This window comes from Streptomyces corallincola, assembly GCF_019104725.1.
Lineage (GTDB): Bacteria > Actinomycetota > Actinomycetes > Streptomycetales > Streptomycetaceae > Streptomyces > Streptomyces corallincola.
The window spans coordinates 30985-45304 of record NZ_JAHRXF010000040.1; the positions used below are offsets into that span (position 1 = coordinate 30985).

Genomic DNA, 14320 nt, shown 5'->3' on the forward strand with positions numbered 1-14320 from the left:
CGGATCATCCTCCAGTGCGGGGCGGTCGGGCGGCTTCCAGCAGTGCGGCGAGTTCGACCAGATCGGTGCCGGTCAGGCGGGGGAGCGCGCAGCCCGGCAGCACCCGGCAGGCGTCCCGCCACGGCCCGGGTACGGCGTCGGCGCCGCCGAGGGCGCCGGTCAGCGCGCCGGTGAGCGCGGGTGCGGAGTCCGCGATCCGGGACAGGCACACGGCCGCCGGGACCGCCTCCGCGATCCGGCCGCGTGCGGCGGTGGCCAGGGCGAGGGCCACGGGTACCGTCTCGGCGGCGGCCACGCCGTAGCTGTAGACGTGGTCCACGATGCCGTGCTCCAGCGCGGGGACCAGGGCGAACGCCGACTCCGCCGACTCCGCGAGGGCCAGCGCGTGGCGGGTGTTGCGGCCGATCTCGGTGTGCGCCGGGAGTTCCGCGAGGGCCGCCGTGACGCAGGTGTCCGTCTCCATCCCGGCCAGGGCGAGGCTGAGTGCCGCCGCCATCGCGCGGGCACCGAGGACGCCGTCGCCGTCCTGGGTGTAGCGGGCGTCGAACTCCGCGAGTCCGGCGGCCTGTTCGGGGTCGCCGGGGTGGGCCGCCGCGAGGACGCAGGCGCGGACGCAGGCGGCGTCGTCGAAGTGGTGCGGGTTGTCGTGGCCGGTGGCGGGCGGGCGCAGTCCCGCGGCGAGGTTGCCGAGGCCGCTGCGGACCGAGATCCGGGCGCGCAGCGGCAGTACGGCGGACTCGATCTCCGGGGCGCGGGCCGCGGCGGCGGCGATCTCGGCGGCGAGGGTGGTCCACGTCAGGTCGATGGCCGCGCGCAGGCGGCGGTCGTGATTCTCGCCCGCGAAGGGGGTCCCGGCCAGCAGGACGGCCTCCGCGGTGAACGCCGCCCACTCCGCGTCGTCGGAGGGGCCCAGGCGGAGCGGTGCGGGGCACTGGTTCAGGGCCACCGGCACGGGGAGTGTCGTCGTCGCGTTCTCCTCCGCGAAGGTGTCCAGCTCCCTGGTGAGTCGCCGTGTCCAGTCCGGCAGCCTGGCCGCGCGGTGCCGGGCGGCGGGCCACCCCGCGGCGTCCCCGGCCGCCAGCCCCAGCAGCATCCCCTCGGTCCTGCGCCGCCTCATCGCGTCCGCTCGCCGTCCGGCCGCACGGCCCCTGCCCACCCGTTGTCCGGCACCGTCGGCCGGACGGTCCGCGCCGCCCCTGCCTGAGCGGCGCCTTCCTCGCACTCCCCGCCCGGAGCTGTCGGCCGGGCGCCCCGCCCCACCAGCAGATCCGCCACCTCGACCACATGCCGCCCCCCGACGCACCGCAGGCAGCTCCCCCGGGCCGGGCCGATGGCCGCGCCCCACTCCGCCGGGATCGCGCCGACACCCCCGGTGGCCCCCGCCAGCGCTCCCGCCACCGCCGCCGTCGTGTCCGCGTCGCGCCCCATGTTGACCGCCGTGAGGACGGCCGGGCGGAACTCCCCGTCGGCTGAGGCGTAGGCGGCGAAGGCGAGGGCGACGGCTTCGGGGGCGAGGTCGGTCCAGGGGTAGCCGGGGACGACGACGGTGGAGCGGATGGCGCGTTCGCCGAGGTGGGCGACGGCGACGGCACGGCGCAGGGAACGGGCGGTCCAGGAGTCCTCGGGGATCACGGAGAGGGCGGCGGCGACGACCGCGCCGGGGGAGGCGCCCGCCATCGCCGCCGCGACGCCCGCCGCGACCGCCCGGCCGCCGTGGATGCCCTCGCCCTCGTGGCTGACCGAGCCGTCGATCTCCGCCAGCCGCGCCGCCTCGGCGGGGCGGCCCGCCGCGAAGATCCCGAAGGGTGCCGCGCGCATCGCCAGCCCGTCGCTCCAGGCGTGCCGGTGCTGGGCGGAGACGGGGGCGGCGAGACCCCGCCGCAGGTTCTCCAGGGTGCCGCGCTCGCTGAACCCGGCACCCCGGAAGCGGCCCTCGCCCCGGCCCGCGATGTGCTCCTGCCAGGCTTCTCCGACCAGCGCCGGGGTGAGGTCCGCGCCGTGCCGGGCGAGCAGCAGCCCGGAGAAGATCGCGTACTCGGTGTCGTCGGTGCCGCACGGCCGCTCGCTGACGTACCCAGTGATCCGGCCCCAGCGGGCGCGGATCTCGGAGGGCCGGAGATTCTCGGCGGGGGCGCCCAGCGCGTCCCCGACGGCGAGCCCGAGCAGCGCGCCGCGCGCCCGTTCGCGCGGACCCGGGCCGGACACCGCGCCGGGTTCGGCCCTGCCCTCGGGGTGGACATGGGCCGTCGGGACGGGGGCGGGCGGTGCCATGAGCGGCCTCCTTCGCGGGGACGGCACGGGATGTCGCTGCGCATTCCTCCCCCCTGGCGGGCGCCCACGTTGCCTGGCGGGCCCCTCTGTCACTCATCCGGCATCCGAGCCCGTACTCCTCACATCTGAGCACGGAGGGTGATAGCCGCAGGTAAGCCCAGCCTTTCCTTGCTGGCGGCGGGGGAATGAGCGGCGTACATTCGGGGTTGTAAAAAAGTAGAACGAATCCAAACTTAGCTTTGGCTTAGCTTGCTGGGAGACTGCCGTGGCCATCATCGAGACCGAGGCGACACTGCACGAGGCGCACCGGGACAACCACACCCACCGGGACGTCAACGGCGGCTGGCTGCGCCCCGCCGTGTTCGGCGCGATGGACGGCCTGGTCTCCAACCTCGCCCTGATGACCGGTGTCGCGGGCGGTTCCGTGGGCCACCAGACGATCGTCATCACCGGTCTCGCGGGGCTCGCCGCCGGTGCCTTCTCGATGGCGGCGGGGGAGTACACCTCGGTCGCCTCGCAGCGTGAACTCGTCGAGGCCGAACTCGCCGTGGAGCGGCGCGAGCTGCGCAAGCACCCGCTGGACGAGGAGCGCGAGCTGGCCGAGCTGTACGCGGCGCGCGGGGTCGAGCCGGAGCTGGCCCGCGAGGTCGCCCGGCAGCTCTCCCGCGACCCCGAGCAGGCGCTGGAGATACACGCGCGCGAGGAACTGGGCATCGACCCCGGCGACCTGCCGTCCCCGCTGGTCGCGGCCGTCTCGTCGTTCGCCTCGTTCGCGCTGGGCGCGCTGCTGCCCCTGCTGCCGTTCCTGCTCGGCGCCACCGCTCTGTGGCCCGCCCTGCTGCTGGCGCTCGCCGGACTCTTCGGCTGCGGCGCGGTCGTCGCCCGCGTCACCGCGCGGAGCTGGTGGTACAGCGGCCTGCGCCAGCTCGCGCTGGGCGGTGCGGCGGCCGGTGTGACCTATGCCCTGGGCACCCTGTTCGGTACGGTCGTACGATGACCGTCGCGCCCTCTCCCGCCGTCGTGCGGTGAGCCGCGCCGACGGCTGTTACTCGTGGGTTTCGAATATGTGACCACGGGGCATGAGCCGTAGACACCGCGGGCAACGACGCCCCCGGCACCCCTGCGCGGGGCGGGCGACGAAGCCCCTCCCGCCCCCGGTTCCAGGACATGGACCCGACCGGTCCCCGCCTCCCGCGAGCCATCCGTAGTCCCCTGTGGTCCCCGTACCCCCGCCGTCCGCGCACGGTCCCCGCCGCCACCCGCGGCCCCCCGCCGCGACCCGTTGTGTCCGCATGCTGGAACGCGGAATCCACTTCCCGAGAACCGCCCCATCATGTAACCTGCACGAAATTTTGCACTCCAGGTGCGTCCGCGCACCGCTCGCAGAGGGCCAACGTCGTCCCTCGGCACCCGCTCCTCCCGAGCCGGGACCGAAAATCGGCCTGGTGGGGGGACCTCCAGCCAGATGACGACGACGGGAGAGCCGATGCGTACGACGCGCCAGCCGTCCCAGCACTCCACGAACGGCCAGAACTGGTCGTACATGGATGCTCGCCCTGCCGCGCAGGGTATGTACGACCCCCGCAACGAGCACGACGCCTGTGGCGTCGGCTTCGTGGCCACCCTCACCGGCGAGGCGAGCCACGCGCTGGTCGAGCAGGCGCTGACCGTTCTGCGCAACCTCGAACACCGCGGCGCCACCGGTTCCGAGCCCGACTCCGGCGACGGCGCCGGACTGCTCTCCCAGGTGCCCGACGCCTTCTTCCGCGACGTGGCCGGATTCGACCTTCCCGAGGCGGGCCGGTACGCGGTGGGCATCGCCTTCCTGCCGGAGGACGCCACCGACGACGCCGTCTCACGCATCGAGACGATCGCGGCCGACGAGGGCCTGACCGTCCTCGGCTGGCGCGAGGTGCCCGTCGCCCCCGAACTGCTCGGCGCGACCGCCCGCTCCACGATGCCCGCCTTCCGGCAGATCTTCGTCGCCGACGGCGACCTGGAGGGCATCGACCTCGACCGCCGCGCCTTCGTGCTGCGCAAGCGCGCCGAGCGCGAGGCCGGGGTGTACTTCCCCTCGCTGTCCGCGCGGACCATCGTCTACAAGGGCATGCTGACCACCGGCCAGCTCGAACCCTTCTTCCCGGACCTGTCCGACCGCCGCTTCGCCTCCGCGATCGCGCTCGTGCACTCCCGGTTCTCCACGAACACCTTCCCGTCCTGGCCGCTCGCCCACCCGTACCGGTTCGTCGCGCACAACGGCGAGATCAACACCGTGCAGGGCAACCGCAACTGGATGCGCGCCCGCGAGTCCCAGCTCGCCTCCGACCTGCTGGGCACCGCGCCGGACGCCGTCACCCGCACCTTCCCGGTCTGCACCCCCGGCGCCTCCGACTCCGCCTCCTTCGACGAGGTCCTGGAGCTGCTGCACCTCGGCGGGCGCTCGCTGCCGCACGCGGTGCTGATGATGATCCCGGAGGCGTGGGAGAACCACGACTCGATGGACCCCGCCCGCCGCGCGTTCTACCAGTACCACTCCACGATGATGGAGCCCTGGGACGGCCCGGCCTGCGTCACCTTCACCGACGGCGTCCAGGTCGGCGCCGTACTCGACCGCAACGGCCTGCGCCCCGGCCGCTACTGGGTCACCGACGAGGGCCTGGTCGTCCTCGGCTCCGAGGTCGGCGTCCTCGACATCGACCCCGCCCGCGTCGTCCGCAAGGGCCGCCTCCAGCCCGGCCGGATGTTCCTGGTGGACACCGCCGAGCACCGCATCATCGAGGACGACGAGGTCAAGGCGTCCCTCGCCGCCGGGCAGCCGTACGCCGAGTGGCTGGAGGCAGGTGAGATCGAGCTGGAGGACCTGCCCGAGCGCGAGCACATCGTGCACACCCACGCCTCGGTCACCCGCCGCCAGCAGACCTTCGGCTACACCGAGGAGGAGCTCCGCGTCCTGCTCGCGCCGATGGCCAAGACCGCCGGTGAGCCGATCGGCTCGATGGGCACCGACTCGCCCATCGCCGCGCTCTCCTCCCGCCCGCGCCTGCTGTTCGACTACTTCACCCAGCTGTTCGCGCAGGTCACCAACCCGCCGCTGGACGCCATCCGCGAGGAGCTCGTCACCTCCCTGCGCAGCGCGCTCGGCCCGCAGGGCAACCTGCTCGACCCGACCGCCGCGTCCTGCCGTTCCGTCGTGCTGCCCTTCCCGGTCATCGACAACGACGAGCTGGCCAAGCTCATCCACATCAACGCCGACGGCGACATGCCCGGCTTCAAGGCCGCGACCCTCTCCGGGCTCTACCGGGTCTCCGGCGGCGGCGACTCCCTCGCCGCCCGCATCGAGGAGATCTGCGCCGAGGCCGACGCCGCCATCGACAACGGCGCCCGGCTGATCGTCCTCTCCGACCGGCACTCCGACGCCGAGCACGCCCCGATCCCCTCGCTGCTGCTCACCGCCGCCGTGCACCACCACCTCATCCGCACCAAGCAGCGCACCCACGTGGGCCTGCTGGTCGAGGCGGGCGACGTCCGCGAGGTCCACCACGTCGCGCTGCTCATCGGCTACGGCGCCGCCGCCGTCAACCCCTACCTGGCGATGGAGTCCGTCGAGGACCTGCTGCGCGCCGGTACGTTCCTCAGCGGCCTGGAGCCCGAGCAGGCCATCCGCAACCTCATCCACGCCCTCGGCAAGGGCGTCCTGAAGGTGATGTCCAAGATGGGCATCTCCACCGTCGCCTCCTACCGCGGCGCCCAGGTCTTCGAGGCCGTCGGCCTGGACGACCGGTTCGTCGAGGAGTACTTCAACGGCACCACCACCAAGATCGGCGGCGTCGGCATCGACGTCGTCGCCAAGGAGGTCGCCGCCCGGCACGCCAAGGCGTACCCCGCCTCCGGCATCGCCCCCGCGCACCGCGCGCTGGACATCGGCGGCGAGTACCAGTGGCGCCGCGAGGGCGAGCCGCACCTGTTCGACCCCGAGACCGTTTTCCGCCTCCAGCACTCCGCGCGCTCCGGCCGCTACGACATCTTCAAGAAGTACACCGACCGGGTGAACGAGCAGTCCGAGCGCCTGATGACGCTGCGCGGCCTGTTCGGGTTCACCTCCGACCGCGCCCCGATCCCGGTGGACGAGGTCGAGCCGGTCTCCGAGATCGTCAAGCGGTTCTCCACCGGCGCCATGTCGTACGGCTCCATCTCCCAGGAGGCGCACGAGACGCTGGCCGTCGCCATGAACCAGCTCGGCGGCAAGTCCAACACCGGCGAGGGCGGCGAGGACCCCGAGCGGCTCTACGACCCCGCCCGCCGCTCCGCGATCAAGCAGGTGGCGTCCGGCCGCTTCGGTGTCACCAGCGAGTACCTGGTCAACGCCGACGACATCCAGATCAAGATGGCCCAGGGCGCCAAGCCCGGCGAGGGCGGCCAGCTGCCCGGCCACAAGGTGTACCCGTGGGTGGCGAAGACCCGGCACTCCACGCCCGGCGTCGGCCTGATCTCCCCGCCCCCGCACCACGACATCTACTCCATCGAGGACCTCGCCCAGCTCATCCACGACCTGAAGAACGCCAACCCCTCGGCCCGCATCCACGTGAAGCTGGTCTCCGAGGTCGGCGTCGGCACGGTCGCGGCGGGTGTCTCCAAGGCACACGCGGACGTGGTGCTGATCTCCGGCCACGACGGCGGCACCGGAGCCTCCCCGCTGACCTCGCTCAAGCACGCGGGCGGTCCCTGGGAGCTGGGACTCGCCGAGACCCAGCAGACCCTGCTGCTCAACGGGCTGCGCGACCGGATCGTCGTCCAGACCGACGGCCAGCTCAAGACCGGCCGGGACGTCGTCGTCGCCGCGCTGCTCGGCGCCGAGGAGTTCGGCTTCGCCACCGCGCCGCTCGTCGTCTCCGGCTGCGTCATGATGCGCGTCTGCCACCTGGACACCTGCCCCGTCGGCATCGCCACCCAGAACCCGGTGCTGCGCGAGCGGTACGCGGGCAAGGCCGAGCACATCGTGAACTTCTTCCGGTTCATCGCCGAGGAGGTCCGCGAAATCCTCGCCGAACTCGGCTTCCGCACCATCGAGGAGGCCGTCGGCCACGCCGAGGTGCTCGACGTGGCCCGCGCCGTCACCCACTGGAAGGCCCAGGGCCTCAACCTGGAGCCGCTGTTCCACGTGCCCGACCTGCCCGGAGGCGCCGTACGCCACCAGCAGGTCCCGCAGGACCACGGCCTGGAGAAGGCGCTCGACAACGAGCTGATCAGGCTGGCCGCCGACGCGCTCGCCGCCTCCGACTCCACCGAGGCCCAGCCGGTCCGCGCCCAGGTCGCCATCCGCAACATCAACCGCACCGTCGGCACCATGCTCGGCCACGAGGTGACCCGGAGGTTCGGCGGCGCCGGACTGCCCGACGACACCATCGACATCACCTTCACCGGCTCCGCGGGCCAGTCCTTCGGCGCGTTCCTGCCGCGCGGGGTCACCCTCCGCCTGGAGGGCGACGCCAACGACTACGTCGGCAAGGGCCTGTCCGGCGGCCGGATCGTGGTCCGCCCCGACCGCGCCGCCGACCACCTCGCGGAGTACTCGACCATCGCGGGCAACACCATCGGCTACGGCGCCACCGGCGGCGAGCTGTTCCTGCGCGGCCGGACCGGCGAGCGGTTCTGCGTGCGCAACTCCGGCGCCACCGTCGTCTCCGAGGGCGTCGGCGACCACGGCTGCGAGTACATGACCGGCGGCCACGCCGTCGTCCTGGGCCCGACCGGCCGCAACTTCGCGGCCGGGATGTCCGGCGGCATCGCCTACGTCGTCGATCTCGACCGGGACCACGTCAACGCGGGCAACCTCGGCGCCGTGGGGGAACCGGACGACACCGACCGGCAGTGGCTGCACGACGTGGTGCGGCGGCACGCCGAGGAGACCGGGTCCACCGTCGCCGCCAAGCTGCTCGCGGACTGGGACACCGCCGTGACCCGCTTCAGCAAGATCATCCCCAGCACCTACCAGGCAGTGCTCGCCGCCAAGGACGCCGCCGAGCGAGCCGGTCTCCCCGAGACCGAGATCACCGAGAAGATGATGGAGGCGGCGATCAATGGCTGACCCCAAGGGTTTCCTCAACCACGGCCGCGAGGTCGCGCGCAGCCGCCCGGTCGCCGAGCGGGTCGGGGACTTCCAGGAGGTCTACGTCCCCGGCTCCCTGCTCCCCATCATTGGCAAGCAGGCCGGTCGCTGCATGGACTGCGGCATCCCGTTCTGCCACAACGGCTGTCCGCTCGGGAACCTCATCCCCGAGTGGAACGACTACGCCTACCGAGGCGACTGGGCCGCCGCCTCCGAGCGGCTGCACGCCACCAACAACTTCCCCGAGTTCACCGGGCGGCTGTGCCCCGCGCCCTGCGAGTCGGCGTGCGTGCTCGGCATCAACCAGGCGCCGGTCACCATCAAGAACGTCGAGGTCTCCATCATCGACAAGGCGTGGGAGGACGGGGACGTCGCCCCGCAGGCCCCCGAGCGGCTGTCCGGCAAGACGGTCGCCGTGATCGGCTCCGGCCCCTCCGGCCTGGCCGCCGCCCAGCAGCTCACCCGCGCCGGGCACACCGTCGCCGTCTACGAGCGCGCCGACCGCGTCGGCGGACTGCTCCGCTACGGCATCCCCGAGTTCAAGATGGAGAAGCGGCACATCAACCGGCGCATCGAGCAGATGCGCGCCGAGGGCACCCGCTTCCGCACCGGTGTCGAGGTCGGCCGGGACATCACCGCGGGCGACCTGAAGAAGCGGTACGACGCGGTGGTCCTCGCCGTGGGCGCCACCACCGCCCGCGACCTGCCGGTGCCGGGCCGCGAGCTGAACGGCATCCACCAGGCGATGGAGTACCTCCCGCTCTCCAACAAGGTGCAGGAGGGCGACTTCGTCAGCCCGCCCATCACCGCCGAGGGCAAGCACGTCGTCGTCATCGGCGGCGGCGACACCGGCGCCGACTGCGTGGGCACCGCGCACCGGCAGGGCGCGGCCTCGGTCACCCAGCTGGAGATCATGCCCCGCCCCAACGACGAGCGGCACCCGGTGGACCAGCCCTGGCCCACCTTCCCCCTGCTCTACAAGGTGACCTCCGCGCACGAGGAGGGCGGCGAGCGGGTCTACTCCGTCTCCACCACCCACTTCGAGGGCGACGAGGACGGCAACGTGCAGTGGCTGCACCTCACCGAAGTCGCCTTCGTGGACGGCAAGTTGACCCAGAAGGAGGGCAGCGGGCGGCGCATACCCGCCCAGCTCGTCACCCTGGCGATGGGCTTCACCGGCACCGACCGGGAGAACGGCCTGGTGGAGCAGTTCGGCCTGGACCTGGACGAGCGGGGTAACATCGCCCGCGACGCCGAGTTCCGGACCAGTGTGCCGGGCGTGTACGTCGCCGGTGACGCCGGTCGCGGCCAGTCCCTCATCGTGTGGGCGATCGCGGAGGGCCGCTCGGCGGCCAAGGGCGTCGATCGCTTCCTCACCGGTGCCAGCGACCTGCCGGCACCGATCCGTCCGACGGACCGCTCCCTGGCGGTCTGACCCGGACGGCACCAGAAACGTCCCGTACAACGGCGTACGGGTGGGCCGCCCGAGAGGTCCTCGACCCCTCGGAACCCAGCTGACGGCGTCTGCCCCTCACGTCCCCGACCGGACCGAGGGCAGGCGCCGCCGCGCGTTTCGGAGGGGGTGCGTCCCGGACCTCGCTCGTGTGCCGGGCCTCCATGTGCCCCGCACACATATGTCCCGCGTGTCGCATGTGCCGTGCCGCCGTGCGCCGTCCCACTACGTCTCGCACTCCAGCACGGTCCCGCACAGCCCGCAGCGTGCCCGGAGTCGGCCGCGGGACGGGACTCCGATGCGCTGTCCGCAGAGGGGGCAGGGGAAGGCGACCCGGAGTTCTCCGCCGTCCGCGCTCCGGGTGAACTCGTAGGGGGAGTCCGGGCGGGCCGGGTGCGGGTGGCCGTTGGCGGCGAGGCGGCGGTCCAGGGCGTAGCGGCGGCGGGCGGTCCAGCCCGCGTCGGCCAGCGGGGCCCGGCGGGCGTCGCGCCCGGCCCGCTCCCGGCCGCGCAGATACGCCGGGTAGCCCTGCGCGCTGCTGAACCAGACCGACGGGTCCTCCCCGAACAGCGCGGCCCGCCGGGCGAGGACGTACCCGAACTCCTCCGGGGTGAGATAGCCCAGCTTCTGCGAGGTCAGCCGGTCCTCACGGTAGGCGTCCAGCAGCAGCCAGCCCGCGCCGAGATACGTGGTCACCGTGTCGGTGAGGATCTCGTTCTCCGCCGTGGTGGGGAACGCGAGGCCCAGACGGTGCAGATAGACATGGGCGACCTCGTGGGCGAGGGCCGCGCCGATGTCCGCGCGATGGGTGCGGAAGCGGTCGTTCAGCTCCACGAAGAACTCCGGGCCCGCCGTCAGCTCCACCTCCGCCGCGTGCGTCATGTCCCGGAACGCCACCACCAGCCGGGCGTCCGGCAGCCGGAAGTGCGCGACCAGCGCGCGGGCCACCCGCTGCGCCCCCAGATGCAGGTCCTCGCCGTCCGTGAACGCCACGTCCGCCGGGGCCACACTCGTGGCGAAGCTCCGCACCCCGTCGTACGACAGGCGCCGGTACAGCGCGGTGACGGCCGCCCGTACCGTCTCCAGATGCGGGAAACCGTGCTCGACCGGCCCACCGTCCGCCACACCCGCCCCCTCCCACGCCGTCGCCCGGAAAGTCCCCTCCACTGTAGGGGCGCCGGGGGGTGCGCTGCCGTGGACATGTGCGGGGACACCATGTGCGCCGCCCACATACCGAGCACCCGCCGACCCCGCCCCGGACAGGCCCTAGGGTGAAGCCCCATGACCACCAGCGACACCGGAAACCCCGAGGCGGACCCCGAGGTCCGGCGGGAACTGACGCGGCTGCGCGCCAGCATCGACAACATCGACGCGGCCGTCGTCCACATGCTCGCCGAACGCTTCAAGGCCACCCAGCAGGTCGGCCGCCTCAAGGCCCGCCACCAGCTGCCGCCCGCCGACCCGGCCCGCGAGGCCCGGCAGATCGCCCGGCTGCGCGGCCTCGCCGAGGACGCCCGCCTCGACCCGGCCTTCGCGGAGAAGTTCCTGAACTTCATCATCGCGGAGGTCATCCGGCACCACGAGTCCATCGCGGAGGACACGGCGGAGGCGGGCGCGGGAGAGGCGGTCGCGGGAGAGGCGGGCGCGGAAGCGGGCCCGCAGACCGTCACCGGCGCGGGGGACCGCCGCTGAACCGGACATAAGGCCTGTACCGGCCCGGCGCTGTGCGGCGCCGGGCCGATCAGGCAGCATGGCAGCCATGTCCGTCATCACGCGCGACGAAGCGCAGCTCCGAGCACAGTTCCTCGACGTCCACCGGTACGCGATCGACCTCGACCTCACCACGGGCGACGAGACCTTCGCGTCCCGCACCGTGATCGGGTTCACCGCGCGGTCCGCCGGGGACACCTTCGTGGAACTGAAGCCCGCCGAACTGCGTTCCGTCACCCTCGACGGACAGCCCCTGGACCCCGCCGCCCTCCACGACGGCCGGCTCCCGCTGACCGGTCTGGCCGCCGGTGAGCACGAGCTGCGCATCGACGCCGTGATGCGCTACTCCCGCACCGGCGAGGGCATGCACCGCTTCACCGACCCCACCGACGGCGAGACCTACGTCTACACCCAGCTCTTCCTGGACGACGTGCAGCGCGTGTTCGCCGCCTTCGACCAGCCCGACCTGAAGGCCGTCTTCGAGGTGACGGTGACCGCGCCGGAGGGCTGGAGCGTCCTCGCCAACGGTGTCACCGAGCACCTCGGGGACGGCCGCTGGCGGGCCGCCGCGACCCCGCTGATCTCCACCTACCTCGTCGCCGTGGCCGCCGGACCCTGGCACTCCGTGCGCACCGAGCACCGCGGCCTCCCCTTCGGCCTGCACTGCCGCCGCTCCCTCGCGCCGTACCTCGACACCGACGTGGACGAGATCCTCGACATCACCCGCGCCTGCTTCGACCGCTACCACGAGAAGTTCACGGAGCCGTACCCCTTCGACTCCTACGACCAGGCGTTCGTCCCCGAGTTCAACGCGGGCGCGATGGAGAACCCCGGACTGGTCACCTTCCGCGACGAGTTCGTCTACCGCTCCGCCGTCACCGACACCGAGCGGCAGTCCCGCGCGATGGTCATCGCGCACGAGATGGCCCACATGTGGTTCGGGGACCTCGTCACCCTCAGGTGGTGGGACGACATCTGGCTGAACGAGTCCTTCGCGGAGTACATGGGCTACCAGACCACCCTGGAGGCCACCCGCTTCACCCAGCCCTGGGTCGAGTTCGGCGTGACCCGCAAGGCGTGGGGCTACGACGCCGACCAGCGCCCCTCCACCCACCCCGTCGCCCCCGAGGCCGTGGACGACACCGCCGCAGCCCTGCTGAACTTCGACGGCATCTCCTACGCCAAGGGCGCCTCCGCACTGCGCCAACTCGTCGCCTGGCTGGGCGAGAAGGACTTCCTCGCGGGCATCAACATCCACTTCGAACGGCACCGGTTCGGCAACGCCACCCTCGCCGACTTCATCGACTCCCTCGCCGCCGCCACCGAACGCGACGTGCACGCCTGGGCCGACGCCTGGCTGCGCACCACCGGCGTGGACAAGCTCACCCCCGTCCTGGAGAACACCGCCGGGACCTGCGCGCTCACCGTGACGCACGACGGCAGCCGCCCGCACCTCGTCACCGCCGGGCTCTACGACCGCGACCTCACCGACGACGGCGGACTGATCCTGCGCGAACGCCTCGCCCTGGACGTCCCGCAGCGCGAACCGCTCCCGCTGGGCAAGCGGCCCGCGCTGCTCCTCCTCAACGACGGCGACCTCACCTACGCCAAGGTCCGCTTCGACCCCGAGTCCTTCGAGGCGCTCCGCACCGGGCTCGCCGGACTGCCCGACCCGCTGACCCGCGCGGTGGTCTGGAACGCGCTGCGCGACGCGGTCCGCGACGGCGAACTCCCGCCGCTCACCTACCTGGAGACCGCCCGCGCCCACCTCCCCAAGGAGACCGATCTCGCCCTCGTCCAGGGCGTCCTCGCCTTCGCCTCCGCCCACGTGGCCGACCGCTACCTGGCACCCGAGGACCGCCCGGCCGCGCTCTCCCTCCTCTCCTCCCTCTGCCGCGACCTGCTCCGCCGCACCGAGGACGGCGACAACCCCGGCCTCCGGCTCGTCGCCGTACGCCACTTCATCGACGTCGCCGCCCACCCCGACACCATCGCCGCCTGGCTCGCCGACGGTACGGTGCCCGGCGGACCCGAGATCGACCCCGAGCTGCGCTGGCGCGTCCTCGGCCGACTCGCCGTACTCGGCGCCACCGACGAGGCCGCCATCGCCGCCGAGCTGGAGCGCGACCCGTCGGCCACCGGTGAGGAGGGCGCCGCGCTGTGCCGGGCCGCCCTTCCCGACCCCGCCGCCAAACAGGCCGCCTGGGAGCGGATGTTCCACTCCGACACCCTCTCCAACTACCTCTTCACCGCCACCGCCCGCGGCTTCTGGCAGCCCGAACAGGCCGACCTCCTCGCCGACTTCGTCCCCCTCTACTTCAAGGACGCCGTCCCCCTGGCAGCCCGCCGGGGTCCCGCCATCGCCAGCGCCGTCGGCCGCTGGGCCTTCCCCCACCACGCGGTGACCCGGGAAACCCTGACCCTGGGCGAAACCTGCCTCCACGACGCGGAACCGGTGATCTCCCTGCGCCGCCGCCTGGTGGACGAACTCGACGACCTGGCACGCGCATTGCGCGCCCGCGGCTAGGGGGCAGCCGCCTCCCAGGGGCGCGAGCAACCACGGCGGACGTGCAAGCGAGAGACGGCCGTGTCTTGAGGGGCGCGGGGAACTGCGCGAGCAGCCACGGTGGAGGTGCACGCGAGAGACGGCCGTGTCTTGAGGGGCGCGGGGAACTGCGCGAGCAGCCACGGTGGAGGTGCACGCGAGAGACGGCCGTGTCTTGAGGGGCGCGGGGAACTGCGCGCCCAGCGGCAGCGGACCCGCACAGGACACGGCCGAG

General features: G+C 72.9%; 8 protein-coding genes. 5 read left to right on the forward strand and 3 right to left on the reverse strand.

What is annotated here, in order from left to right; all coding sequences use genetic code 11:
• Positions 1-4: 4 nt before the first annotated feature.
• Together KUM39_RS21915 and KUM39_RS21920 are read right to left on the reverse strand one after the other, a co-directional pair.
• Entirely contained in the window at positions 5-1117 is a 1113-nt protein-coding gene (locus KUM39_RS21915) for an ADP-ribosylglycohydrolase family protein (protein WP_217787450.1), read from the reverse strand.
• Positions 1114-2271, reverse strand: a complete 1158-nt coding sequence (locus tag KUM39_RS21920) for an ADP-ribosylglycohydrolase family protein (protein WP_217787451.1) — start codon at positions 2269-2271, stop codon at positions 1114-1116. The genes KUM39_RS21915 and KUM39_RS21920 overlap by 4 nt, the downstream gene beginning before the upstream one ends.
• Positions 2272-2536: 265 nt before the next feature.
• Between KUM39_RS21920 and KUM39_RS21925 the strand changes: the two genes are divergently transcribed.
• The 3 genes from KUM39_RS21925 to KUM39_RS21935 all read left to right on the forward strand — a co-directional run bounded on the left by KUM39_RS21925 (position 2537) and on the right by KUM39_RS21935 (position 9812).
• Positions 2537-3268 (forward strand): VIT1/CCC1 transporter family protein, encoded by a 732-nt coding sequence (locus tag KUM39_RS21925; RefSeq protein WP_217787452.1) that lies wholly within the window; start codon positions 2537-2539, stop codon positions 3266-3268.
• Positions 3269-3757: 489 nt separating this feature from the next.
• On the forward strand, positions 3758-8356 hold the full coding sequence (gene gltB / locus KUM39_RS21930) for a glutamate synthase large subunit (RefSeq protein WP_217787453.1): 4599 nt from the start codon (positions 3758-3760) through the stop codon (positions 8354-8356).
• Positions 8349-9812 (forward strand): glutamate synthase subunit beta, encoded by a 1464-nt coding sequence (locus KUM39_RS21935; RefSeq protein WP_217787454.1) that lies wholly within the window; start codon positions 8349-8351, stop codon positions 9810-9812. The genes gltB and KUM39_RS21935 overlap by 8 nt, the downstream gene beginning before the upstream one ends.
• A 243-nt stretch (positions 9813-10055) precedes the next feature.
• Here KUM39_RS21935 and KUM39_RS21940 read toward each other — a convergent pair whose 3' ends face one another.
• Positions 10056-10955: a hypothetical protein gene (locus KUM39_RS21940; protein WP_217787455.1), complete on the reverse strand. Its 900-nt coding sequence runs from the start codon at positions 10953-10955 to the stop codon at positions 10056-10058.
• Positions 10956-11111: 156 nt separating this feature from the next.
• Between KUM39_RS21940 and KUM39_RS21945 the strand changes: the two genes are divergently transcribed.
• A complete protein-coding gene (locus KUM39_RS21945) occupies positions 11112-11522 on the forward strand; it encodes a chorismate mutase (RefSeq protein WP_217787456.1) in 411 nt (136 codons plus the stop codon).
• Between the two features lie 67 nt (positions 11523-11589).
• Positions 11590-14067, forward strand: coding sequence for an aminopeptidase N (pepN, locus tag KUM39_RS21950; protein WP_217787457.1), 2478 nt, complete (start codon positions 11590-11592; stop codon positions 14065-14067).
• Positions 14068-14320 lie beyond the last annotated feature (253 nt).

Excerpts from the sequence above, each read along its gene's own strand:
- KUM39_RS21915 (WP_217787450.1), bottom strand. The coding sequence starts at position 1,117 with ATGAGGCGGCGCAGGACCGAGGGGATGCTGCTGGGGCTGGCGGCCGGG.
- KUM39_RS21920 (WP_217787451.1), bottom strand. The coding sequence starts at position 2,271 with ATGGCACCGCCCGCCCCCGTCCCGACGGCCCATGTCCACCCCGAGGGC.
- gltB (WP_217787453.1), top strand. The coding sequence starts at position 3,758 with ATGCGTACGACGCGCCAGCCGTCCCAGCACTCCACGAACGGCCAGAAC.
- KUM39_RS21935 (WP_217787454.1), top strand. The coding sequence starts at position 8,349 with ATGGCTGACCCCAAGGGTTTCCTCAACCACGGCCGCGAGGTCGCGCGC.
- KUM39_RS21945 (WP_217787456.1), top strand. The coding sequence starts at position 11,112 with ATGACCACCAGCGACACCGGAAACCCCGAGGCGGACCCCGAGGTCCGG.
- pepN (WP_217787457.1), top strand. The coding sequence starts at position 11,590 with ATGTCCGTCATCACGCGCGACGAAGCGCAGCTCCGAGCACAGTTCCTC.